The following is a 24090-nucleotide window of genomic DNA, read 5'->3' as shown; positions in this document are numbered from 1 at the left end:
CACAGAGGGAAATGGATGAGCGGGACGCGAGGAGTGGTCCGGTGAGCAACAGCGGACCGGGATGGCGTGTTGTCCCGGGGTCAACAGGTGGCGACGAGCGCGAGCTCGATGCGGCCATGTTGCTCGTCGGTGGAAGCCACGCGCACCCGCAGCGGCATGCCGATGGTGAAGGTGCGCGCAGCGCCCACGAGCGAGGTCTCCCGGGGATCGGGACTGTAGGGCCCGTCAGGCAGCGAGTCCGCGGGGAGGTTGCCCTCCACCAGCATGCCGTCGAGCTGGACGAGGAGACCGGAGGGGCGCACCCGCGTGATGCGTCCGGTGAGCTCCCTGCCCACGTGCGCCGCCATCACCCGCGCCTCCAGTACACGGTGGCGATCCTTCTCGGCGCGGCTGGAGGTGCGGGAGCGCTGGTTGAGGTGGGCCGCGAGCTGCTCGACGGAGGGGTCCTCGAGCACGAAGTCGCGTCGGCCCCGCAGGTACTGTTTGAGGGCGCGGTGGACGGCGAGGTCCGCATACCGGCGGATGGGCGAGGTGAAGTGCAGGTAGGCGCGGGCCGCGAGGCCAAAGTGCATGGCCGGCACCACGGTGTAGCGCGAGGGGCCCAGCGAGCGCCGCAGCACCGAGCGCAGGGCTGGCTCCGCGGTGCCGCCGGCGATCTGCCGTTCGAACGCGGCGAGCGCCAGCGGGGTGAGTCTGCGGCCGAAGCCCGCGGCGAAGCCCGAGTGGTGCGCGAAGGCGGCCAGGTCGGCCACGCGCTGCGGATCCGGCTCATCCTGGACACGGAAGAGGGCGGGCACGCCGCGATCAATGAGCCACCCCGCGATGGCCTCGTTGGCGGCCACCATGAAGCGCTCGACGAGGGTGTGCGCCGTCGTGGGCCGTACGGCCTCGATACCGGAGACCTCACCTGTCTCCTCGTCGAAGGTGAAGCGGGCCTCCTCACGCGCCATCTCGATGCCGCCGCGTCCGGCTCGCGCCACGGCCAGCCGCGTCGCCGCCGCGCGGAACCACGGCATGGCCTCGCGTACCGTCGTCATCGGCTCGGAGACCTCTCCCTTGTCGAGGTAGTCCGCCACCTCGGTGTAGCTCAGCTTCGCCCACGAGCGGATGAGGCTCTCGTAGACGTCCGCCGCGGTGACTCGCCCCTCCGGGTCGATGCGCAGCTCCACCGTGAGGCACAGCCGCTCCTCGCCGGGCACCAGGCTGAGCCAGTTCGTGGAGAGCTCCTCGGGGAGCATGGGCAGCATGGCTCCGGCGAGGTACACGCTGGTGGCCCGCTCGCGCGCCACGCGATCCAGCGCGGAGCCCTCGGTGACGAACTCGGCCGCATCGGCGATGGAGATGAACAGGCGCAGCGCCCCGTCCGCCCCCGCGGGCAGCACGGAGATGGCGTCATCGATGACACGCGTCGAGGCCGAGTCCACGGTGACGGTGGGAATCTGGCGCAGGTCTCGCCGTCCCCCGAGTGCGTGGGGCACGGAGAGGACACGTTGCACCTCCGCGTGGACCTGTGGATCAAAGTCCCGGTTCAGCCCGTGGCGAACGATGATGCGCTCCAGCGAGCGGTCCGCCCCCGGCTCGAGCTTGCGCAGGAGCCAGACCTTGCCGTCATCGACGCGCGCCAACACCGCGTCATGGGGCTGCACCTCGACGCCGGCCGTCTCGAGGGGCCATTCGCCATTGGCCACGTCGCGATCAATGCGCAGGTGCACCGCGCCCTTGCGCAGCACGACCTCACCGTAGACCTCCTGGCGCGGGCGCTTCAGGAGGGTCAGCGCACTCGCGCTCCAGCGGCCATCGGCCGAGGCCGTCACCGTCGCCGACACCACGTCGTCAGCGAGGTAGGGATTCAGCTCGGGGGGCGGGATGAACGCGGACAGCACCTCGTCGGATCCAGACGGATGCACGACGAGGAAGCCGTAGCCGCGAGGGTGAACGTCGATGTGGCCGGTGACGGTGCGCGAGGTGACAGGCGTGTCCATGAGAGCGCCGGCATGCTACCCGGTCTCGTCGGCGCCAGGTCTCAGGTCACGGAGTGGAGGGGCTCCGATCGAACAGCGACACCAGGTCCGCCTGCACGCCCACGAGCGCGAAGCCGAAGTTGCCCCAGTTGTAGATGTCCCGGCGCTTCACGTCCGCGCCGCCGCCGAGCAGCCGCAGCCGCGCGTAGGCGCTCACGTCGCCCTTCGAGGTCACGGGAACGCCCAGGGTCAGCGCCACGTCGTAGATGCCGCCTGTCGTGTTGCCGAACAGTCCGAAGGTGGACAGCGCGTCCGCCTCGAGCCCCGCCCACACCCGCGAGGGCAGCGTGTAGCGCAGCCGCGTCTTCAGCGCGCCCACCACGCCGATGTCGCTCTCCTTCGCGTAGCGCGAGCCGTCCACCGCGCTCAGATCCACCAGCGCGTTGCGGATCTGCACGCTCGCGCCGATGTCCCAGGTGAAGCGCTCGCCGTTGATGACGCGGAAGAGGTAGCTGCCCCGGTACCCGTCAAAGAGGTAGCGGCTGTCCACCACCGTCCCGGCCGGGAACACCGTTCCCCGGAAGTCGATGTCCCTCGACAGCGTCGCGCGGGTGGTGAGGTCGAAGGGCGCGTACAGCAGGATGATGCCGTGGCGCTCGCCCAGCCGAGCCTCGAGTGCGATCCGTTGGGTCCGGTAGAGGTTCGCCGTCTGGTTGAGATCGGCGGCCTCATAGTCCGTGCCCGTTGGGCCGTAGCGTCCATCGTTCTGGAAGATGGCGGCCGGTCCTGTCTCATACTCGGCAACGAGCGCGGACAGCGGGCTTTCGGCCAGGGCCGGCGTGGCCATCAAGGTCAGGGCGAGCAGGTGGATTCGCATAGCGGCCGCTTGGATGCCCACTCGGTAACCGCGTTGCGGTTACCGCGTTCCGCGCGCTTCCACCTCGTTCAGCGTGAGCTTGCCTTTGTCGGGAAACACACTGAGTGCTTCCACGTCCAGCAGCGGCGTCGGCAGCGTGCAGGTCTCCCACTGTCCGGTGCCGCGGAAGCGGCAGGCTACTGGGAGCACGAAGCTCGTCTTTGAGTCCGGATCATTCAGCCCCAGTTCGTCCGAGGTGCGGATGGCGGCGCGCAGGGTGCCCGGGCCACTGGCGCGCACGCGCAGGGCCGAGAGCCCCTGGACAGGCGGCTCGAACACCGCGCTCAGTGCGCCGTCCTTCTCCCAGCGAGGAGACGGGGACGCCGCCGGGGCGAGCGCCACGCCCGTGGCCTCCTGTCCATCGAAGGCCTGCTCTCCGCCCTGGGCGCCCACGGTGCGGCTCGGTTTCAGCACGGTGCTCGTTCCGGCCGGCATCTGCTGGACGAGCTGCGCCAGCGCGGGCACGTCTCCCTGCACCACGGCCGCGTGCAGCACGTTGGCAGGGAGCTGTCCTGCCCGAGCGCACGCCGGAGCGAGCTGTGCGAGCAGTTCCCTCTGTGGGGCCGGCAGCGGATTGCTGGCCAGCGCGGAGGGGGCCAGGAGGGAGCGAGAGATCTCGGCACAGGCGGCTGGCATTCCCGGTCCGGCGTGCTCCAGGTTCCAGCGCACGGACGCGAGGTCGGCGGGACGGCCCGCGCTCAGCCCCATCACCGCGCGTGTGACATGAGCCGCACAGGGATTGGTTCCAGCCGGGCAGCGTTGACACAGTGCATCCAGCAGCTCGCGAAGAGGTGATGTACCGGCATCGAGCGGGGAGCGGGCCTCCAGGGCCGCGCCCAGCTCACAGGCGCGCGCGGGGGGCTGGGGGCAGGCGTCGAGCTGCTCCCGCGCCCTGGCGAGGGCCGAAGCATCCTCGGGGGTTCGCACGGCGCCCTCCAGGGTCCGGTCCAGGGTGCGGCAGGCCTGGGGGGGCGAGGGGGTGCCGGCCTCCGGGTTTTGGGGGGCCACGTTGACGACCCCGGGCTCCGAGCGGGATGGGACGGGGGGCCAGACCGAGCGTCCAGACGAGTGGGTGAGGATGTACAGGCGGACGAAGGCCACCAGGGCCAGCGTCATCAGCAGCAGGGTTCGGAGCGGGAAACGTCGCAAGGTGCAAACTCCTTGATTCCGGCCGGGAGGGGTGGTTATCAGCGCCGCTCGGGTACATCCACTCCGGAGGCGTTCTTGGCTGAGAATTTCGACGTGGTGATCATCGGTTCGGGCCCCGGCGGGTATGTCGGTGCGATCCGGGCCGCGCAGCTGGGCCTGAAGACGGCGATTATCGAGAAGGACAAGCGCCTGGGCGGCACCTGCCTCCACCGCGGCTGCATCCCCACCAAGTCCCTCCTGTGGTCGGCGGCGCTGCTGCACCACATCCGTGAGGCCGCTGACTTCGGCATCGAGGTGCCGGCCCCGGTGGTGAACTGGGCCAAGGTCCAGGAGCACAAGCAGAAGGTGGTCACCAAGGGTGCCAACGGCATCGACTACCTGATGAAGAAGAACAAGGTGACCGTCATCAAGGGTCACGGCCGCATCTCCGGCAAGGGCAAGGTCGAGGTTGACCTCGAGGGCGGTGGCAAGCAGGCGCTGGAGGCGAAGAACATCATCATCGCCACCGGCTCGGTGCCCAAGTCCCTGCCCAACGTCCCGGTGGACCACAAGCGCATCCTCAACAGCGACTCCATCCTGACCATCGACCGCATCCCCAAGAGCCTGATCGTCATCGGCGCGGGCGCGGTGGGCTGCGAGTTCGCCTCGGTCTTCAACCACATGGGCAGCCAGGTCTCCATCGTGGAGTACATGCCCAACCTGCTCCCCATCGAGGACGTGGACTGCTCGAAGGAGCTGGAGAAGCACTTCAAGAAGCGGAAGATCGATCTGCACCTGGGCGCCAAGGTGGAGAAGGTTGAGAACACCGCCAACGGCGTGAAGCTCACCATGACGGTGGGCAACGAGACGCGCGCCATCGAGGCGGAGCTCGTCCTGTCCGCCGTGGGTCGCGCCCCGGTCTCCGAGGACATCGGGCTGCAGCACACGTCCATCAAGACCGACCGCGGCTTCATCAAGACGGACAACATGATGCGCACCACGGAGCCGAACGTGTACGCGATCGGCGACGTGATCCCCACGCCGATGCTCGCCCACGTGGCCAGCGCTGAGTGCGTGCTCGCCGTCGAGCACATCGCCGGCAAGAACCCCGCGCCCATCAACTACGACCTCACGCCGTCGGCCACCTACTGCTACCCCGAGGTGGCGTCGGTGGGTCTCACGGAGAAGAAGGCCAAGGAGCGCGGCTACGACGTGAAGGCCGCCATCTTCCCGTTCTCCGCCGTGACCAAGGCCTCCATCTCCAACGAGGCCTTCGGAATGATCAAGGTCGTCTCCGACAAGAAGTATGACGAGGTGCTCGGTGTGCACCTCGTGGGCCCGCACGCCACCGAGCTGCTCGCCGAGGCGTGCGTCGCCATGCGCCTGGAGATCACCACCGAGGAGCTCGCGCACACGATGCACGCGCACCCGACGCTCTCCGAGATCATCAAGGAGGGCGCCGAGGCCACCCTGGGTCATCCGATCCACATCTGAGCCAGGTTCCCTCGTAGCACTCAGGTAGCACTCAGGCCGTCCGGGACTCCTCTGTCTCGGGCGGCCTTCGCATGTCCGCGGGTGGATGCACCTTCACGTGACCCAGCAGCTCGGCCAGATCGAACGCGTCCAGCAGCGCGTGCCCGTACAGGTCGTTGTTGAAGTAGACCCAGGCCGTGCGCCCCTTGCGTCTCCACTGATCCAAGTCGACCGCCACTGACCACATCGCCTCGCGGCCGTAGCGCCCGGCGTAGCGTGAGCCCGCCCCGTGGAAGCGCACGTAGCGGAAGCCTCCCGTGAGGCGAGGGGGAGGCACTGGCACGAGGTCGTGCTCGCACACCGCCGCGCCCCACCGGTCCAGCACCTCCAGCACCTCCTCGTGGTACCAGGCCGCGTCGCGGAACTCGAAGACGTACTGCACGTCGCGGGGCAGGGCCGAGAGGAAGCGGTCCAGCCGTGTCGGGTCCGGCTTCTTCATGTGTGGCGGCAGTTGCCACAGCACTGGGCCCAGCTTGGGGCGCAGGCGGAGGATGACGCTGAAGAAGCGCTCCAGGCCCTCGCCCACGTCCGTGAGGCGCTTCATGTGCGTGAGGTAGCGACTGCCCTTGCACGCGAACAGGAAGCTCGCTGGCGTCTGCTCCCGCCAGCCATCCACCGCGTCCGCCGTGGGCAGCCGATAGAAGGGGGCGTTCAGCTCCACCGTGGCGAAGACGCGGGCGTAGTAGGGGAGCCATCGGCTGGCTGGCAGCTCGGATGGGTAGAAGAAACCCTTCCAGTGTTTGTAGACGTAGCCGCTCGTCCCCAGGTGGATGGCCCGCATACCGTTAGGATGAGCACTCGAGCCCACTCGGGGAGGCGGAAGCCCGGGTCGTGGTCCGCTCATCCTTCGAGCAAGCTGTGCTTACGGTCCTCGGGAAGGTAACGGGGCTCCCCGTCCAGGCATCCGCTGCTCGTTCCGGGTGGAGTCGTTAACAAGGAGTGAAGACTCTGCAACCCTGGGAAGGTTGACGCCTGGCGTCAAGGCTTCCCGCTTGACCCTGCTTTCGCCCCAACCGTAGAAGGCCCGCGACCCATGGCTACTCCTGACCGTTTCCCCCTGCCGCAGGTAACCGAGACCACCCGGAAGCCCGAGTGGCTGAAGGTACGCCTCCCCCACGGGGAAGGGTACGAGCGGGTGAAGTCCATCGTGCGCCGCACGAAGCTGTCCACGGTGTGCGAGGAGGCCCGCTGCCCCAACATCGCCGAGTGCTGGGGCGGGGGGACCGCCACGGTCATGCTCATGGGCGAGGTGTGCACCCGCGCGTGCCGCTTCTGCCACGTGAAGGTGGGCGCGCCTCCTCCGTTGGATCCGATGGAGCCCATCCACCTGGCCCAGGCCGTCAAGGAGATGGACCTCGAGTACATCGTGGTGACGTCCGTCAACCGCGATGACCGTCCGGACGGCGGCGCCAGCCACTTCGCTTCGGCGATCCGCGAGCTGCGCCAGCACTCGCCCAAGACGATCGTCGAGGTGCTCATCCCCGACTTCAAGGGCGTGGAGCGCGACCTGGCCACCGTGGCCGAGGCTCGCCCGCACGTGGTGGCCCACAACGTGGAGACGGTGGAGCGTCTCACCCCGACCGTGCGTGATCGCCGCGCCGGCTACAAGCAGTCCCTGAAGGTGCTCGAGTACCTCAAGCAGCGGCCGGAGCGGCTCTACACCAAGAGCTCCATCATGGTCGGCCTGGGCGAGACGGACGCCGAGCTGGAGCAGACCTTCAAGGACCTGCGCGCCGTGGGCGTGGACGTGCTCACGCTGGGCCAGTACCTCCAGCCCTCCCAGTACCACCTGAGGGTGGAGCGCTTCGTCACGCCCCAGCAGTTCGAGGACTACAAGAAGCTCGCCGAGTCCTACGGCTTCCTCTACGTCGCCTCCGGGCCGCTCGTGCGCTCCAGCTACCGCGCCGCCGAGTTCTTCATGAAGGGCCTCATGGAGCGCGAGCGCCTGGGGCTCGCCAGCAACACCTGACGCCTTCTCAACCCCATACCCCGAAACGGACCCCCGCGAATGGCGATCTTCGAGTTCAAGCTGCCCGATCTTGGCGAAGGCGTGCAGGAGGGCGAGCTGGTCAAGTGGCACGTGAAGGCTGGTGACCTCGTCAAGGAGGACCAGACGCTCGCCGAGGTGATGACGGACAAGGCCACGGTGACCGTCCCGAGCCCCAAGGCCGGCCGAGTCGTGCAGACGCACGGCAATGAAGGCGACATGGCCAAGGTCCACCAGATCCTGGTCACGCTGGAGATCGAGGGCGCGGCGCCGGTCCAGGCCTCGGGTCATGGGGCTCCCGCCGCCCATGGTGCGCCGGCCGCTGCCGCTGCTGCTGCCGCCCAGCCCGTTGCTGCTGCCGCTGCCTCTCAGGGCAATGGTGCGCAGGCCGCCTCCGCTTCCAAGGTGCTGGCCACGCCGCTCACGCGTCGCATGGCGGCCGAGCATGGCCTGAACCTCGCGGAGATCCCCGGCTCCGGTCCCCAGGGCCGCGTGATGAAGGCGGACGTGGTGGCTGCCCTCGAGGGAGGTCTCTCCGCTCGCAACGAGGTGGCGCCCACCGCTCCCGCCCAGGCCCGTCCGGCTGCTCCCGCGGTGAGCTCGGGCCGGGGTGACGAGCGCATCCCCCTGCGCGGTCTGCGCAAGAAGATCGCCGAGAAGATGGTGCGCTCGAAGTTCACCGCGCCCCACTTCGGCTTCGTCGAGGAGGTGGACTGCACCGAGATCGTCGCCCTGCGCAAGCGCCTCAACGAGACGCTGGTCGCCGCCGGCGAGAAGACGAAGCTGTCCTTCCTGCCCTTCATCGTGAAGGCCGTGATTGCGGCGATGAAGAAGTACCCGCACGTCAACGCCAATATGGACGAGGCCGCTCAGGAGCTCGTCGTGCGCGGCGAGTTCAACATCGGCATCGCCGTGGCCACGTCCGAGGGGCTCACCGTTCCCGTCATCAAGAACGCGGATCGGCTCTCCCTGCGCGAGCTGGCCGAGGAGATTGTCCGTCTCAGCACCGCGGCGAGGGATCGCAAGCTGAAGATGGAGGAGCTCACCGGCGGCTCGTTCACCATCACCTCGCTCGGTCAGACGGGTGGCATCTTCGCCACGCCCATCATCAACCACCCCGAGGTGGCCATCATGGGCATCCACCGCATGCGCAAGCGTCCTGTGGTGGACAAGAACGACCAGGTCGTCGTGCGCGAGGTGATGAACGTCTCCATCTCCGCCGATCACCGCGTCATCGATGGCCAGGTGGCTGCTGACTTCGTGTACGAGGTCATCAAGTACCTGGAGCATCCGGACATGCTGTTCCTGGCCATGGCCTGACGGCCGGGCCGCCTGCCGGGGGCGCGTGCCTCGCCGGGAGCGCTCGCGCACCGCGCTCCCGGCCTTCGAGGAGGTTACGCTTCCCCATGGCCGAGAACGTTCGCGACGTCATCCGCGCTGCCCAGGCCGCGGAGCTCGGGGGTGACAAGCCCCGGGCCATCGAGTTGCTCCGGCTCGCCGCAGACCTCTGCCGGCGCTCGGGCAACATGCCCCGTGCCGAGCAGCTCCTGCGCTACGCCCTCCGGTTGGATCCCTCCCGCAAGGAGCTGGAAGAGGAGATCCGCCAGTTGGAGGCGGAGGCACGGGCCGATTCGTCTCCGGTGGCTCCAGAGCCCGAGCCTGACGAGGAGCCCGAGCCTGGAGTGTGGGTCCTTGAGGAGGACACCTCCTCCTCGCTCCATGAGGCCCTGCGCGAGGCCGAGATGGCGGTGGATCGCCGGATCAACCCCGTAGGCACGGCCGTGGAGGTCGTGCGTGCCGCCGTGCTCAGCATGGACGTCTCCGGCGGGCAGGTGGCGCCTGCCGTGGCTCCCGTAGAGGCGAGGAAGGAGGAGCCCCGCCCGAAGCCGGAAGAGGGGGAGGGGGCCTTCATCGAGCGGGGGCCGACCCGGGCTGATCCTTCGCTTGAGGCCTGGTGCTCCTTCTGCTGCCGGCCCCGCTCCGAGGTGGGTGCGCTCGTCGCCGGTCCCGCGGGTGCGTTCATCTGCTCGTCCTGCATCGGGGAGTCGAGTGCGTTGCTCGGCGGTGTGGCTCCCGTGGCACCTGCCGTTCGTCGGGCCCCGGTCTCCCGGTCGTCCGTCTCCTTCGAGCTGGTAGGGCAGGTGACGGCTCGCGAGCGTCTCGAGCGGGGCTTGGAGACGGGCGTGCGTCGCATGCTACTGCTCGGGCCTGAGGGCTCCGGGAAGAGCACCTGGATACGGGAGCTGGTGGAGCAGGGGAGGGGCGTGCTTGTCAGCTCCGACTCCCTGGACCGTGCTCCGGCGGACGCCGTGCTCCTCGTGGAGGACGTGGACCGTCTCTCGCCCGCCGAGCAGTCCGCGCTGGGCGTCTTCCTGACTCGTTACCCCGAGCGCACCGTCCTGATGACCTCTCGGGGAGGGGCGGTGGACTCGGGTCCTGTGCTCGTGTCGGACTCCGGCCGCCTGTTTGTGCCCACCACTGCCGCGCTCTCCGAGGCCGTAGGCGGTGCGCTGCCCGTGGCCCTGTTGGAGCAGGTGCAGCTCCTCGTGTCACTTGAGGCGCCCGGTATCGAGGACCTGGTTGAGATCGCCCGGCGTCGGCTCGCCTCGCGCGAGGATTGCCGCCTCTCCGACGAGGCGCTCACTGCCCTTGCCACCGAGGCCGCACGCTCGTCGCGCTCCGGGCATGAGTTGCAGGCCCTCCTGGCCCGCGTGCCCCCCGGCACCTGGCGTCTGGAGGTGAAGAAGAAGGCGAAGGCCAAGGCGAAGCCGGCCCGCCGGGGTCGACGGAAGGGAACGTCGTGAACACGCTGACGGTGTACCGGCTCGGCCGGGTCGAATACGAGGACGGCCTCCAGCTCATGAAGCTCTTCGGAGAGACCCGCCGTCAAGGCCTCTGCGGAGATGCCCTGCTGCTGCTCGAGCACCCGCCCGTGCTCACCCTGGGCCGCGCCGCCAAGCGCGCCAACATCGTCGCCAGCGACGCGCGCCTCTCCGATGAAGGTGTCGAGGTCTTCGAGACCGATCGCGGTGGCGATGTCACCTACCACGGGCCCGGGCAGCTCGTGGCCTACCCCATCTTCCTTCTGCCCGAGCACCGCCACGACGTGCGCCGCTATGTGCGCGACGTCGAGCAGTGTGTCATTCGCACTCTCGCCGAGTACGGCATCACCTCCGGCACCATCCCCAAGTGGCCCGGGGTGTGGATCGGCCAGGAAGGTTCGCCCGACGCTCGGAAGATCGCCGCCATCGGCGTTCACCTCTCGCGCTGGCTTACCAGCCACGGCCTTGCGCTCAACGTCAACACGCAGCTGCCCCACTTCAACCTCATCGTTCCCTGCGGCATCCGTGAGGCGGGTGTTACCTCGTTGCAGAAGGAGCTCGGTCGCCTCGTGCCCCTGGCCGAGGTCGAGGAGAAGTTGGCTCGGCACTTCGCCGACGTCTTCGAGCTCCAGCGTGTCGAGCCTGCGCCCCTCACGCGCACCGTGTGCGTCACGTTGATGCGGGGCAGGGGAGCCGAGGCCCGCGTGTTGTTGTTGCGTCGGCGCCCCGCGCGCGGGGGGTTCTGGCAGATCGTCACCGGTCGTCTGGAGACCGGCGAGCTGCCGCGCGACGCTGCCGCCCGTGAGTTGTTCGAGGAGACCGGGTTGCGCACCGAGGTGGTCGACCTGGAGTACCGCCATGCCTTCGCCGTCGGCGCCGTGGTTCCTCCCCGGCTCGTCGAGGAGAACGGTTTCGCCGCTCGGTGCACCGGTGACTTCGAGGTTCGTCTCGGTGACGAGCACGACGCTTTCGAGTGGGTGGATGTTCCCACCGCGCTCGCGCGGCTTCCGTTCCGCGGGCTCCGCGAAGGCGTGAAGCGGGCGAGCCGGGTGCTCGCGGGGTGAGTGTGTGAACCTGCGAGGGTAGACCCTCACCCCAGCCCTCTCCCAGAGGGAGAGGGGGCGTTGCTCAGAGCTTCAGGATCTCCGACTCCACGGCGGCGATCGTTTCCGGACGGTGCTTTCGCACTTCCTCGACGAAGCGATCCATCGCGTCGTCGTCCCGCTTGGGGTCGTGGTGGAAGAGCACCAGCTTCTTCACCTTGGACTTGTTGGCCGTCTCCACCGCCGACTCCCACGTCGAGTGGCCCCAGCCAATCTTCGCGGAGCCCTTGCGGCCCCGGTACTCATCCTCGGTGTACATCGCGTCGATGATGAGCATGTCCGCGTCCCGCGCGAACTCCACCAGCTCCGTGTCCTTCTCGCAGCCGACCTCCACGTCCGTGGCATACACCACCGACCTGCCGCCGCACTCCACCCGGTAGCCCAGATTGCCTCCCGGATGGTTCAGATCCAGCGTGTGGATCCTCGCCGGGCCCAGCTCCAGCTGCTGTCCCGAGCCAAGGTCCTTGTACGTCAGCTGCGCCTTGAAGGTGTCCTCGGCCGTCACCGGGAAGTAGGGGTGCACCATCTGCCCCGACAGCACCTCCTTCACCGATCTCCCTTCCCGAGGCGCCCCATACACCGTGAAGGCGAACCTCGGGATGAAGATGGGCGTGAAGAACGGCAGCCCCTGCAGGTGATCGTAGTGGTAGTGCGAGAGGAAGATCGACGCGCGCGTGGGTCCACCCGCCGCGAGCAGCTCCTCCCCCAGCACGCGAACCCCCGTCCCCAGGTCGAAGATGAACAACTCGTCCCCGCATCGAACCTCGACGCAGGGCGTATTGCCCCCGTAGCGCTGCGTCTTCGGACCCGGTGCCGGGATCGAGCCGCGCACTCCCCAGAAACGGACATGAAAGGGGACGCGCGCCTCGGCGGTCGTCCTCCCCTGTTCGTCCTCAGCCAACCTTCGCTTCCGTGTCGTCGTCCTCGGCGAAGAGCTCAATCAGGTGCCCCGTCCGCTCGCGCTTCGTCCTCAGGTAGTCGACGTTATGCGGATTGTGCTCCGTACGCGAGGGAATGCGTCGACGGACCGGAATTCCTTCTTCCACCAGGCCTGCAATTTTCAGTGGATTGTTGGTGATCAGGTCCACCGAACGCACTCCGAGCATGCGCAGCATCTCGGCGGCGACATCGTAGCTGCGCAGATCATCCGGGAAGCCCAGCTTCCGGTTGGCATCGTACGTGTCCAGGCCCTCGGCCTGCAGTGCGTAGGCCTTGATTTTGTTTCCCAGGCCAATGCCCCGGCCCTCCTGGCGGAGGTAGAGCACCACGCCGCACCCGTTCTGGGTGACGAAGTCCAGCGCCCGGTCCAGCTGCTCCCGGCAGTCGCACTTCAGGCTGCCGAACACCTCGCTGGTCAAGCACTCAGAGTGCACCCGAACAGGCACCCCCTCCATCCCCTGCACGCTGCCCACCACGAGCGCCACGTGCTCCCGCCCGTTGCGCTTCTCGCGGAAGACGACCGTGCGCAGCACGCCCCGCCCCGTGGGGACATCCGCCTCGGAGAACTTCTCCAGGAGGGACGCGCTCTTGCGAGTTGGGAGGACCTGAGGTGTACGCGTATCGGACATAGATGAACCCTTCTCCCTCACAACATCTGGGTGCACAAGATGGATGCGAACCGTGGACGTTCGTTCTTCATGCCCCCCAAGAGAGAGGAAGCAATTCCACTTTGTCACCAGTAGCCAGCCTACTGGACGAGCGTGGAAAGTGTAGCAGGTGAGTGGCCGAGGCCGCTGAGCGCAGTGCGCCCGACGTCTGGGTGGAGAGGGGCCGGGCCCACAGCTCACCGTCCCGCCAGGCAGCCGTCACCCGGACATAGTGGGCCAGCCCCTCGGGCTTGCGCAGCTCGCCCTCGAGCCTGCCGGAGACGCGAGGCGGCTCCACGTCCGTGTGCCCGAGCATGCGACGCAGGGCCGGGCGGACGAAGAGCTCGAAGGTGACGAGTGAGGAGGTAGGGTTGCCCGGCAGCCCGATGTAGACGGCGGCTCCCTTGCGGCCCACGGCGAGCGGCTTGCCCGGCTTGATGGCCACGCGCCAGAAGTCCCGCTCCACGCCCAGCTTCTCGAGCGCCTCGCGGACGAAGTCGTGTTCGCCCACGGACATGCCGGCGCTCGTCAGCACCAGGTCGTACCCCTCGGCCGCCGCCAGGTGCTGGTACACGTCCTCCAGGGTGTCCCGGGCGATGCCGAGCACCGAGGGCACTCCGCCCGCCCGGAGGACGGCCAGGCTCAGGGCGGGGGCATTGGCGTCCACGATCTGACCTTCGGCGGGTGCGTCAGCGCGGCACAGCTCGTCGCCGGTGGAGAGGATGGCCACCCGGGGGCGGCGTGGCACCGGGACCGTCAGCATCCCCTGGGCCACCACCAGCCCCAGCTCTGGAATCCCCAGCGGCGTCCCCTGGGGCAGCAGGACCTCGCCCTCCCGTGCGTCCTCGCCCCTCGGCCGAATGAAGTTGCCGGGCCCCACCGCCTCGAGGATCTCCACCGTGTCCGCCTCGGGGGCCAGCCGCGTCCGCTCACGCATCACCACCGCGTCCGCCCCCGCCGGCAGCGGGGCCCCCGTCATGATCCGCGCGCAGGTTCCTGGCCGGACCTCCTCCCGGGGCGTTCGGCCGGCGTAGATCGTCTCCTTCACCTGGAGGCGGACGGGGAGGGGACCCGTCAGGTCGGCGCTGCGCACCGCGAAGCCGTCCATGGCCGAGTTGTCCCAGGGCGGCAGGGTCCGTTGTGCGCGCACGTCTTGAGCCAGGGCCCGCCCCAGGGCGTCCTCCAACCGGACCCACTCGGGGGGTAACGAGCGGACCAGGGCGAGTGTACGGGCTCGCGCCTCCTCCACGGGCAGCAGCGCGGCATCTTCCTTCATGGGTTGGACTCCCTCCGGGTGATCTCCCAGGACTGATCGGCTTTGCCCCGGGCAATGCGACACAGGTGTGTAGCGACTGGCTGCTTTAGGGATCAAAGTCCCTAGGAAATTCAAGACTTTGTTTGACACTCTTGCTGATCATCGTTACAAGCTCAGGTGATCCCGAGGCCCACTTCCGGTCGGGGGTAGATGCGCCAACCCGTTGAGATGACACGGGAATTCAAGGAGACAGCGTCGATGGCCAAGCCCAGGTCCGGGGCCAAGAAGGCGACTCCCGCTGCGAAGAAGGTCAAGTCGACGAAACCGGGTGTCCTCAAGACCGCGTCCAAGAGCGTGGCGAAGGCCGCCGCGAAGTTGGTGACGAAGGCGACCGGAAGCGCGAAGGCGGAGAAGAAGGCGGCAACGGCGAAGAAGCCGGCCGCCGCCGTGAAGAAGGCCGCCACCCAGGTGAAGGAGGTCGCCGTGAAGGCGGCCGCCAAGGTGAAGGAGCTCGCCAAGGGCAAGGAGGCCGCCCCCAAGGGGAAGGAGAGCTCTGCCAAGGGCAAGGAGGCCGCCCGGGCGGAGGTCGTGATGCCGCCCCAGGCCGAAAAGCCGAGGCCCCGCGCCACGAAGCTGCCTCCCCTGGCCGAGCCCCTGAACAAGCGCGACATGGAGCAGCTGCTCACCGCCGGTGCGGGTCGTGGTGTGGTGGGCGAGGGCAGCCTCAAGGGCCGCCTGACGGTGCTCGACGGGCTGCCCAGCCTGGTGGTGGTGGGTCGAGACAAGCGCGAGCTGAATTTCATCCTCCAGGGGCCGGATCAGGAGGTGCTGCCGGCGTACCTGGATCACAAGGTGTCCGTCAGCGGGCTCATCAAGAAGACCACCAACTACGGTGGCACGGTGGACGTGCGGAAGTTCTCCGCCAAGAAGCCCGAGGCCGAAGCGCCCGCTCCGGAGCCCGTCGAGACGGAGACCCGGTTGCGCTACCTCTCCCCTGGAGAGGTGTCTCAGGTCATCTCGGCCGGTATGGGCGCGGGGATGAAGGGCTTTGCCGCACTGCGTGGCAACCTGGAGATGACCGGCGAGGAGTTCGTGCTGGTGGTGTCCAACGGCGGCACCCGGCAGCAGGTGTCCTTCATCCTCGAGGGCAAGGGCGCCAAGGGCCTGCGCAAGTACCTGGGCCATACGCTCTCCGTCACGGGCGTGGTGGACAAGTCCTCCGGCTGGGGTGGCCGCATCGACGTGGAGAACGTGGAGCCGCGTCCCTCTGAGGTTCGGCCCATCTCCCGCGAGGGTTTGGAGACCGTGCAGGTGGAGGGCGAGCAGCCTGCCAACATCGAGGTGCGGCTCAACCACGCCTTCACCGTGCGCCTGCAGGAGCAGCCTGGCTTTACCTGGGCCATCGAGCCCACGGCGGCCAAGCGCGTGGGTCTGCGCGAGGCCAACTTCGAGCCGAGCTCGGAAGGGGGTCCCGCCACCCGCGAGTTCTTCTTCACCCCGCGCAACCCCGGGTCCTCCGAGGTCGAGTTCTTCCTCGCCAAGGCTTTCAACCCCGGTCAAGTGGAGCGCTCGTTCAAGCTCAACGTGACCGTCAAGCCCTGAGGGGCCTATCTGACGAGCCGAGACCTCGCGACATCGTCGTTCTTTCGCCCGGGGGTCCCCTATGGGACCTGCCGGGCTTATTTTTTTCAGGGCCCGTCGGGCTCCCTGCTTTGGGAACTCTCGTGACCGACCTTCATCAAGACGTGAGACGACATCTGGCGGAGTCCAAGCACCCGCTCGGCGTCAAGGAACTGCTCCGGCTCACCCACCTGCACCCCGGTCAGCAGACGCAGCTCAAGCGCACCCTCCGGGAGATGGTACGGCGAGGCGAGCTGATCAGGGAGGGAAAGCGCTTCAGCTTGCAAGGCAAGCGGCCAGCCCCCCATGAGGGCTCGGGTAACGGTGGAGCACATCCTCCCTTCGTCCGGCGCGGTCGCGAGGAGCAGGGGTCCGGGAGGTGGCGCGGTCGCGAGGAGCAGGGGAGATTCGACGAGCGCCGGTCCGGTGGCCCTCGGGAGGAAGCCCGGCCCGCGCCCGATACTCGCGATGCACGCTTCGCCCCCCGGGGACGTTTCTCGCAGGGAGAGCGGCCCGAGCCTCGAGGTCGTTTCGTGCGCGAAGGCCGTATGGAGCGCGGGGGTCCTCCGTCGCGCGGCCGACTCGAGGAGCTCGGCGCCGAGCCCCGGAATCGTTTCGCCCGGCAGGAGCGACCCTCGGGAGGCCGTGTCGACACGCGGCAGAAGGCGGGTCGCCCCGAGCCCCGCGGACGCTTCGCACGGGATGAGCGCCGTCCCGACCCTCGCAACCGGTTCGAGCAGGATCGCCGCCCCGGTCGCGCAGGCGGAGGGCGCGCCTTTCGTGAGGAGCGTTTCGAGCCGCGAGGCCGCGGGGGCCGTGGTGGACGCGGCGGGGGAGAGGGCTTGGAGACCGCCACCGTGGAGGGAATCCTCCACGTGCACCGCGACGGCTACGGCTTCGTCCACCCCAGCTCGGGCGAGGGTGACAACATCTTCCTTCCGCCTCAGGAGGCCGCGCGGGCCCTCGACAATGATCGTGTGATCGTCGAGGCCTGGGGTCGTCCCGGGCGCATGGAGGGCCGCCTCGTCCAGGTGGTTGGCCGCACGCGGCAGCTCGCCGTCGGCACTTACATGGAGCGCGGCCGGCGCCATGCGCTGGTGATTCCCTACGACAAGAACCTGCAGACCCAGGGAAACATCCGCGTCCCGCCCACCCAGATGGCGCGCGACGGAGACGTGGTGAAGGTGCGCCTGGGCATCGGCGCGGAGTTGCTGGAGCCTGGCGAGGGCCTCTTCGGCGAGGTGGCCGGCTCCCTTGGCAAGCCTGGGGATCCGAGCACCGAGGTGCTCTCCATCGCCTACTCGCAGGGCTTCTCCGACGAGTTCCCTCCCGAGGTCATGGACGAGGCTGACAGCATCCGTCCGGTGGTCACCGAGGAGGAGGCCCGTGGCGAGGAGCGGCGGGATCTGCGCCAGATGGCGCTCGTCACCATCGACGGCGAGGACGCCCGCGACTTCGATGACGCCGTCTACGCCGAGCCCCACCCTCAGGGTTGGCGGCTCGTGGTGGCCATCGCCGACGTGACGCACTACGTGCGCGAGGGCACTGCGCTCGACGCCGAGGCCCTGCGCCGCGCCACCTCCGTGTACCTGCCGGACCGCGTGCTGCCCATGCTCCCCGAGCGGCTCAGTAACGGCATCTGCTCGCTGCGCCCCGAAGAGGACCGGCTGTGCATGGTCGCCGACATGGTGCTCGACAAGAGCGGACGGCTCGTCTCCAGCGAGCTGTACCCGGGCGTCATGCGCAGCCACGCCCGTTGCACCTATAACGAGGTGCAGGACGTGCTCGACGGCAAGGACGTTCCCCACCGCAACGCCTTCAAGCCCCACTTCGAGCGGCTCATGGAGCTGGCCCGCGTGCTGATGCGGATGCGCAAGGAGCGCGGCGCCATCGACTTCAACCTGCCCGAGCACAAGGTGGTGATGGGCGAGGACGGTCTGCCCGCTCGCATGGAGCGCCGCGAGCGCAAGGACAGCCACCGGCTCATCGAGGAGTGCATGCTCGCCGCCAACGAGGCGGTGGCGAAGTTCTTCGCCGACCAGGGCCTGCCCAGCGTCTACCGCTACCACGGTGAGCCTGACGAGGAGAAGCTGGCTGTCTTCGCCCAGCTCGCTCAGGCCTATGGCTTCCGCCTCCAGGCCGAGGAGCTCTCCTCAAGGGATCTCAATGCCTTCATGGCCCAGCTCCAGGGCCACCCTGAGGAGCGCGCCCTCAACCAGTTGTTGCTGCGCTCGATGATGCAGGCCGTCTACACGGCCTCGGACATCGGCCACTACGGCCTGGCCGCCGAGTACTACCTCCACTTCACCTCGCCCATCCGCCGCTACCCGGACCTGCTCGTCCACCGGCTCCTGAAGGCGCACTGGTCCCGTGGAGGACAGGAGCGCTCGCCCGCCCAGCTCGAGCGAGAGGAGCAGCGGCTGGAGGACATGGCCTCTCAGAGCTCCGAGCGCGAGCGCGCCGCCATGCAAGTGGAGCGCGAGGTCGTCTCCTTCTACGCCGCCTTGATGATGAAGGACCGTCTCGGCGAGGAGTTCGCCGCCACCGTGGCCGGCATCGTCGAGTTCGGCTTCTTCGTGGAGCTCGATGAGGTGCACGTCGAGGGGCTCGTCCGCGCGGACTCGCTCGGGTTCGGGACCCGCTTCGACAAGACCCTGCACTCCCTCACGCTGCCGGGCGGCTTCCGCGTCCGCGTCGGACAGAAGGCCCGGGTGCGGCTCGTCAACGTGAACCTGGCCCTGCGGCGGATCGAGTTCGAGGCCCTGGAGGTTGCCGGCAGGACCGTGAAGGCCCTCGAGGCTGTGGAGCGCCAGGAGCAGAAGGTGCAGAAGCACCAGCTCCGCGAGGAGCGGAAACAGGCCGCCCGTGCCGCGAGGGAGAAGGAGCGGAAGGAGCGCTGGGGCCGTCCCGAGCGGGTCGTTGGGGAGCACGAGCTCTCGATGGCCGAGGCCGAGGCGCTGCGAGCCGCGGAGGCCCGTGCCGTGGAGCAGGCTCCGGCCGAGCAGGTGGAGACGGCGGAAGTGGCTCCTCCCACCGTGGAGCGCCAGACCGAGTCCGTCGAAATCGTCGAGCGGCACATCCCGACGGCTCCTGCGGGCTTCGATCGCATCCGCGCCCTGGCCGCACTGGACGCGCGCGAAGGCGGCGAGGTGACAGAGGAGACGGTTCAGGCCGTGCCTCCCAAGCGGCGCAAGAAGGCCGCCGCTGCGGCCGAGGAAAAGCCGGCTCGTGCGAAGCGGGCCGCTGCTGGGGCTCGGAAGAAGACTGCGCCTCGCGCCGCGAAGAAGGCCGCTGCGCGTGGAACGGGGGCGAAGAAGAAGGCTCCTGTTGCGAAGAAGGCCGCCGCGAAGAAGCCAGCTCGTGCCACGAAGAAGACGGCTCGGGTTGCCGCCGCCAAGAAGACTCCTGCGGCGAAGAAGACGACGCGGGCTTCGGCCGCGAAGCGTACCGCGGCTCCGAAGCCCCGTGCTTCGGCCGCCAAGGCGAAGGGAAGCGCGAAGGCGAAGAAGACAGCTCCCGCTCGCAAGGCGAAGAAGCGGTAGGGGAGTGTCCTTCCGTGTATGTCCCCTCTCCCTCTGGGAGAGGGAGCCTTAGCGGAGCAACGGGCGTCGTTGCTCCAGCGCCTCCCACACGGCCTCTTCGCGTAGCTCGCCCTCGTCGTCGATGAACTCGGGTCGCAGCGCCCAGGCCATGCCGAGCGCCTTCTCCTTGGTCGGGAACTCACCCCCGTCCACCTCGCACCGGGCATCGAGCTCGGCGCTGAGGGCGTAATCGTCTCGATGGAGCAGCTCGCACTCGAGCCGAGGTGCCATCAGGCAGCCATCGTTGCCGTAGAGGCGGACGTACCGGGCGCGCACCGTTTCGAGGGCCGTCAGATGGAGGCCCAGACGGAGGGCTCGGCACTCGACGGTGCCCGCGACGACGAGCCCGCCGGTCTCCGCCACATCGATGTCACCCGCGACGCGGAGATGACCGCCGATGACCAGCACCTCCCCATCGCCGATGGTGACATCCCCATTCACGTAGACAGAGCCTGTGTACAGCCCGGCGCCCTCATGGCCTTCGAGCCGCTGCTCGGGGTCTGCCGCCAAGCGGTGCGCGAGGGCCATCCATGGCGTCACGATCGGAGGCAGGTCCGTCGACAGGATGGACAAGCCCTCGGAGCGCCACATGTCGATCAGCTCGTCAGGGGATGGCCGCGGCGAGTTCGTGAATCCGAACAAGAAGGTCGAGAGGTCAGCATGATTGGGCCAGAGTCGCTTCTCGAGGTAGGCCTGCTTGAGCGTGAGCAACCTGTCGAGCGTCTTGTCGGTCATCCGATGACGCTAGCGAATGCTCCCGTGACGGCGAAGACACTTTGTTGACCACCCACCAGGCATGGCGGCTCACGAGCACGTCGTGCGTGGATGGGCCCGGACCTGATGGTTAAGAGTGCGCCGCTCACAAGAGGAGGAGCCATGGCCCTGCAGAACGACTACAAGGACGTGCTCGACGTGGCGAAGAACGTCGGCGCCAAGGTCGAGTCCCGCGAGGAGAACGGCAAGCTCATCATCCAGGGGACGGTGGACTACGCCTGGGATCGCGATCGCATGTGGGATCAGATCAAGGCGAAGCACCCGAACTGGCAGAACGAGGTGATGGTCCTGCTCACGGTGACCCACCAGGAGCCCTACGGTGTGTACACCGTGAAGTCGGGCGACACGCTGAGCAAGCTTGCCCGGGACATCTACGGCGACGCGAAGCTCTATCCGAAGATCTTCGAGATCAACAAGGACCAGCTCAAGGACCCGGACCACATCAAGGTCGGCCAGGTGCTCAAGCTGCCGCCCAAGTCGATCGCCAACGTCTGACGCGTCTGGGAACAGCTCACCTATGAAAGCAACGAGGCTGGAAGCCCTGGGGACAGGGACCTCCAGCCTCGTTGTTGCTTTAGGCGCGTGCGCCGGTGTGGCTCAGGCGCGCAGCGCCACGACCGTCACGCCGTCTCCGCCCTCGTGGTTCTCTCCCGGGCGGAACATCCGGATGTACGGCGACGCCGCCAGGTAGTCGCGGATGGCCTGCCGCAGAGCTCCCGTCCCGTGCCCGTGGATGATCAGCGCAGCCTCCTCGCCGCTCCTCATGCCCCGGTCCAGGAAGGACTCCAGCTCCGTCAGCGCCTCCTCGGCCCTCATGCCTCGCACGTCGCAGCGGTAGTTCGTCGCCTCCACCGCCTCCGGTGCCGCCGCCTTCGCCCGCTGGATCTGCTGCGCCTGCTTGTTGCGCTCCGGGAACTTCGCCTCCTTCGGCTTGGCCGTCCTCGTCCCCGACAGCTCTGACACCGACACGCGCATCTTCATGATGCCCGCCGCCACCAGCGCCTGATCCCCGTGCAGCTCCAGGATCTCCACGTCCTTGTTCAACCCCGAGTGCCGCACCCACGCTCCCACCCGCAGCTCCGCGGGCGCTGGCGCTTCCACCTGGAACAGCTCCGCACGCGCCGCCTTCGCCCGCTGGTTCGCCTCCTCCATCCGCTGCAACAGCTGCGCACGCGCCTCCGACGCCGCCTTCTCGTTCGCCTGCGCCCTCAGCATCTTCAGCAGCTCCTGCACCTCCGACGCTGCCTGCTCGCTCGCCGCCGCCACCTCTTCGTTGAAGCGCATCAGCCGCGCCTTGCGCTCGCGCTCGAACTGCTGCTTCTGCTCCTCCAGCGTCTTGCGCAGCCGCTCGGCCTCCTCCGCCTCCGCCTTCGCTCGCTCCAGCTCGTCCTGAAGCTTGCGCCGATCCTCCTCCGCCGCCGCCAGCGCCTTCGCCAGCGCGCCACCCGCGTTCATCGCCAGGTCCCGCGCTCGCGTGCAGATGTGCTCCGGCAGCCCCATCCGCGACGCCACCTCGATGGCCGACGACGCACCCGCCGCGCCCAGTTGCAGCTTGTACGTAGGCGCCATCTTCTTCGGGTCGAAGCCCACTCGCGCGTTCAGGAAGCGCGGATCCAGGTGCGCCAGCGCCTTCAGCTCCTCCAGGTGTGTGGTCACCAGCACCACCGCGCCCTTGGTGAGCAGCTCCTCCAGCACTGCGATGGCGATGGCCGCGCCCTCGCGAGGATCCGTGTCCGCGGCGATCTCGTCGATGAGCACCAGCGAGTTCTTCCCCACCGACAGGGAGATGTCCCGCAGCATCACCACGTGCGCGCTGAACGTGGACAGGCCCTGCGACAGGTCCTGCGCGTCACCCACCGTGGAGTGCACCGAGCGGTACAGCGGCATCCGCGAGCCCTCGCCCGCGGGAATGGGCAGGCCCGCTCGCAGCATCAGCGCGCACAGGCCCACCGCCGTCAGCGTCACCGTCTTACCGCCCGCGTTCGGACCGGACACCACCAGCGCCCGTGCCTCGCCCTTCATCTCCACGTCGTTGGGCACCACCTCGGTGTCCCTCAGCACCAGTCGAGGGTGCCGCAGCCGCACCAGCGTCAGGTCCTGCACCCCGACGAACTCGGGGGCGTAGGCCCGCAGATCTCCCGCCAGCACCGCCGCCGCCTCCGCCTCGTCCAGCTCCGCCACCGCCGCGATGCCCTCGAGCACCTTCGCCGCTTCGCGCCCGAGCTGGTTCGTCAGCTCCTGGAGGATTCGCCGCTCCTCCTCCGTCACCACCGACTGGGCAATGGCCAGGTCGTTGCCCATGCCCACCAGGCCCTCGGGCTCCACGAACAGCGTCTGCCCCGTCTGGCTCGCGTTGTGGACGATGCCCGGCACCTCGCCCCGGTAGTTGGACACCACGGGAACCACGTACCGGCCATTGCGGATGGTGTAGTAGTTCTCCCGGAGCTTCGGCAGGAAGTTCTCGTCGTGGAGCATCTCCTCCAGCCGGCCCTTGATGCGCCGGTGAAGTCCGCGCACCCGATCCCTCGCCTCGCGCAGCTCCGGACTCGCCCGGTCGGAGATCTCCCCGTCCGCCTCGAAGCTCCGGTCGATGCGCACCGCCAGCTGCTCCAGCATCGGCAGCCGCCGGGAGATGGCCGCCAGCCGGGGGACCACGTGCTGCCGCTCCTCCAGCGCCTCGCGGGTGCGGACGAAGGCGAACAGCAGCTGCGCCGACGCGATGAGCTGTCGGGGTTCCAACAGGCCGCCCTTGGAAGCCAGCTCCAACGCGACGCGTAAGTCCGTCACTCCGCCCAGCGGCAGGGAAAACTGCTCCTGGGCCAACCGCCGCGCCTCGGCGACGAGCTCCAGAGCCTCCGCTACCTGCTCCTCGCCATCGAGGAACGGCCGGGCGAGCGCTCGCTCCCTCCCGGGTTCAGTCCGACAACGATGGGCTAGCGCGCGGAGCACATCCGCGAATCCAAGGTCTTCGAGCGTTCTCTGAGCAATCTGCACAGTCATGGGTTTCATGCGCGGCCGGGCGGCCGTCAAGAGGAAGTAGGGTTGTGATAGCCGGTACCGCTCTGCTATCAGCGGGCCATGCTCTGGCTTCTGGTAGCGGGTACGCTCGCGGCGGCCATGGACGCACCCGCTCCGGGGGACCTGACATCGGCCCTGGCGCGGGAGGCGTCGGGTGATACCTCCGGGGCCCTGGAGTCCGTCGAGGCCGTGATCCAGGCCTGGCCCAACCAGGCCCTCCCCAGGGTGGAAGCGGCCCGTCTGCTGCTGAAGCTCGGGGGGGACCTGGACCAGGCCGAAGCCCACCTGGAGGTGGCCGCCGCCGCGGCACCCGAGAACCCCCGGGTCCACTACCTGCGTGGGCTGCTGTGGGAAGAGCGCGGCCAGCCCCTGCGCGCGGCCCGTTCTTATGAACAGGCCCTCTTCTATCGTGCGTCCTACGAGGATGCCCGATTCCGTGTTGCTGGCCTCTGGGCTTCCTTGGGTGACTGGCTCAAGGCCGAGATGCACTACCGCTTGCTCAGCCGCTCCCGCCCCGAGTGGGTTCAGGTGCGCCTCCAGCTCATCCAGGCCATCGAGCAGCAGGGCCGAGTGGCGGACACCGAGAAGGAGCTGCTTCTCTTAAAAAGTGAGCAGCCGACAAACGCCCTGGTCCTCCGCCATCTGGCCGAGTTCTATGAGCGCACGGGCCGGCCTCAGCTCGCAGCGAGGGTACGGGCGAGCCTGGAGCCGCCCGCTCCCTCCAAGAAGATGCGGCCTCTGCGCCCGTCACGTCGGTAGGAGACCTTTCGTTCCCTGTCTCGTTGCGTCGCAGGCGCCACTGCATA

The 24090-nt window shown here is 68.4% G+C and carries 18 protein-coding genes; 9 read left to right on the top strand and 9 right to left on the bottom strand.

Annotation, left to right across the window (positions count from 1 at the left end; genetic code table 11):
* Positions 1-80 precede the first annotated feature (80 nt).
* The 3 genes from F0U60_RS30920 to F0U60_RS30910 are packed head-to-tail and all read right to left on the bottom strand — an operon-like array spanning position 81 to position 4026.
* Positions 81-1982 carry a ribonuclease R family protein gene (locus F0U60_RS30920; protein WP_395805114.1) on the bottom strand — a complete coding sequence of 634 codons (1902 nt, stop codon included), beginning with the start codon at positions 1980-1982 and terminating at the stop codon, positions 81-83.
* A gap of 46 nt (positions 1983-2028) precedes the next feature.
* Complete coding sequence (locus tag F0U60_RS30915; protein ID WP_395805112.1) at positions 2029-2838, bottom strand: hypothetical protein; 810 nt, start codon at positions 2836-2838, stop codon at positions 2029-2031.
* A gap of 39 nt (positions 2839-2877) precedes the next feature.
* Positions 2878-4026 carry a hypothetical protein gene (locus F0U60_RS30910; protein ID WP_395805110.1) on the bottom strand — a complete coding sequence of 383 codons (1149 nt, stop codon included), beginning with the start codon at positions 4024-4026 and terminating at the stop codon, positions 2878-2880.
* Between the two features lie 75 nt (positions 4027-4101).
* Between F0U60_RS30910 and lpdA the strand changes: the two genes are divergently transcribed.
* The gene (gene lpdA, locus F0U60_RS30905; protein WP_395805108.1) at positions 4102-5499 is read left to right on the top strand and encodes a dihydrolipoyl dehydrogenase; all 1398 of its coding nucleotides are present in this window, start codon (positions 4102-4104) and stop codon (positions 5497-5499) included.
* A 31-nt stretch (positions 5500-5530) separates the two neighbouring features.
* Here lpdA and F0U60_RS30900 read toward each other — a convergent pair whose 3' ends face one another.
* Positions 5531-6319, bottom strand: coding sequence for a DUF72 domain-containing protein (locus F0U60_RS30900; protein WP_395805106.1), 789 nt, complete (start codon positions 6317-6319; stop codon positions 5531-5533).
* 252 nt (positions 6320-6571) lie between these two features.
* Between F0U60_RS30900 and lipA the strand changes: the two genes are divergently transcribed.
* The 4 genes from lipA (at position 6572) to lipB (ending at position 11411) form a co-directional block, all read left to right on the top strand.
* A complete protein-coding gene (gene lipA / locus F0U60_RS30895; RefSeq protein WP_395805104.1) occupies positions 6572-7507 on the top strand; it encodes a lipoyl synthase in 936 nt (311 codons plus the stop codon).
* 39 nt (positions 7508-7546) lie between these two features.
* The gene (locus F0U60_RS30890) at positions 7547-8845 is read left to right on the top strand and encodes a dihydrolipoamide acetyltransferase family protein (protein WP_395805102.1); all 1299 of its coding nucleotides are present in this window, start codon (positions 7547-7549) and stop codon (positions 8843-8845) included.
* A gap of 86 nt (positions 8846-8931) precedes the next feature.
* Positions 8932-10329 (top strand): ClpX C4-type zinc finger protein, encoded by a 1398-nt coding sequence (locus F0U60_RS30885; RefSeq protein WP_395805100.1) that lies wholly within the window; start codon positions 8932-8934, stop codon positions 10327-10329.
* Positions 10326-11411, top strand: a complete 1086-nt coding sequence (gene lipB, locus F0U60_RS30880; protein ID WP_395805098.1) for a lipoyl(octanoyl) transferase LipB — start codon at positions 10326-10328, stop codon at positions 11409-11411. Before F0U60_RS30885 ends, lipB begins: the two co-directional genes overlap by 4 nt.
* A 64-nt stretch (positions 11412-11475) precedes the next feature.
* On the opposite strand, the gene F0U60_RS30875 is transcribed toward lipB, so the two are convergent.
* The 3 genes from F0U60_RS30875 to glp form a co-directional block, all read right to left on the bottom strand.
* Positions 11476-12351, bottom strand: coding sequence for an MBL fold metallo-hydrolase (locus F0U60_RS30875; RefSeq protein ID WP_395805096.1), 876 nt, complete (start codon positions 12349-12351; stop codon positions 11476-11478).
* On the bottom strand, positions 12344-13018 hold the full coding sequence (ribA, locus tag F0U60_RS30870; RefSeq protein ID WP_395805094.1) for a GTP cyclohydrolase II: 675 nt from the start codon (positions 13016-13018) through the stop codon (positions 12344-12346). Before ribA ends, F0U60_RS30875 begins: the two co-directional genes overlap by 8 nt.
* Before the next feature lie 67 nt (positions 13019-13085).
* A complete protein-coding gene (glp, locus tag F0U60_RS30865) occupies positions 13086-14312 on the bottom strand; it encodes a gephyrin-like molybdotransferase Glp (protein ID WP_395805092.1) in 1227 nt (408 codons plus the stop codon).
* Positions 14313-14549: 237 nt separating this feature from the next.
* On the opposite strand from glp, the gene F0U60_RS30860 reads away from it, so the two are divergent.
* Positions 14550-15893 carry a protease inhibitor I42 family protein gene (locus tag F0U60_RS30860; protein WP_395805090.1) on the top strand — a complete coding sequence of 448 codons (1344 nt, stop codon included), beginning with the start codon at positions 14550-14552 and terminating at the stop codon, positions 15891-15893.
* Positions 15894-16036: 143 nt separating this feature from the next.
* A complete protein-coding gene (gene rnr / locus F0U60_RS30855; protein ID WP_395805088.1) occupies positions 16037-19453 on the top strand; it encodes a ribonuclease R in 3417 nt (1138 codons plus the stop codon).
* A gap of 48 nt (positions 19454-19501) precedes the next feature.
* Here the strand turns inward: rnr and F0U60_RS30850 are convergent, their stop codons facing one another.
* A complete protein-coding gene (locus F0U60_RS30850) occupies positions 19502-20227 on the bottom strand; it encodes a polymer-forming cytoskeletal protein (RefSeq protein WP_395805086.1) in 726 nt (241 codons plus the stop codon).
* A 141-nt stretch (positions 20228-20368) separates the two neighbouring features.
* On the opposite strand from F0U60_RS30850, the gene F0U60_RS30845 reads away from it, so the two are divergent.
* Positions 20369-20761 (top strand): LysM peptidoglycan-binding domain-containing protein, encoded by a 393-nt coding sequence (locus F0U60_RS30845; RefSeq protein WP_395805084.1) that lies wholly within the window; start codon positions 20369-20371, stop codon positions 20759-20761.
* A 102-nt stretch (positions 20762-20863) separates the two neighbouring features.
* Here the strand turns inward: F0U60_RS30845 and F0U60_RS30840 are convergent, their stop codons facing one another.
* On the bottom strand, positions 20864-23266 hold the full coding sequence (locus tag F0U60_RS30840; protein ID WP_395805082.1) for an endonuclease MutS2: 2403 nt from the start codon (positions 23264-23266) through the stop codon (positions 20864-20866).
* Between the two features lie 78 nt (positions 23267-23344).
* Between F0U60_RS30840 and F0U60_RS30835 the strand changes: the two genes are divergently transcribed.
* The gene (locus F0U60_RS30835) at positions 23345-24043 is read left to right on the top strand and encodes a tetratricopeptide repeat protein (RefSeq protein WP_395805080.1); all 699 of its coding nucleotides are present in this window, start codon (positions 23345-23347) and stop codon (positions 24041-24043) included.
* The last annotated feature ends 47 nt before the right edge of the window (positions 24044-24090 follow it).

It is taken from the genome of Archangium minus, from assembly GCF_044360475.1.
Taxonomy (GTDB): domain Bacteria; phylum Myxococcota; class Myxococcia; order Myxococcales; family Myxococcaceae; genus Archangium; species Archangium minus.
This window is presented reverse-complemented; position numbering and strand designations above follow the sequence as displayed.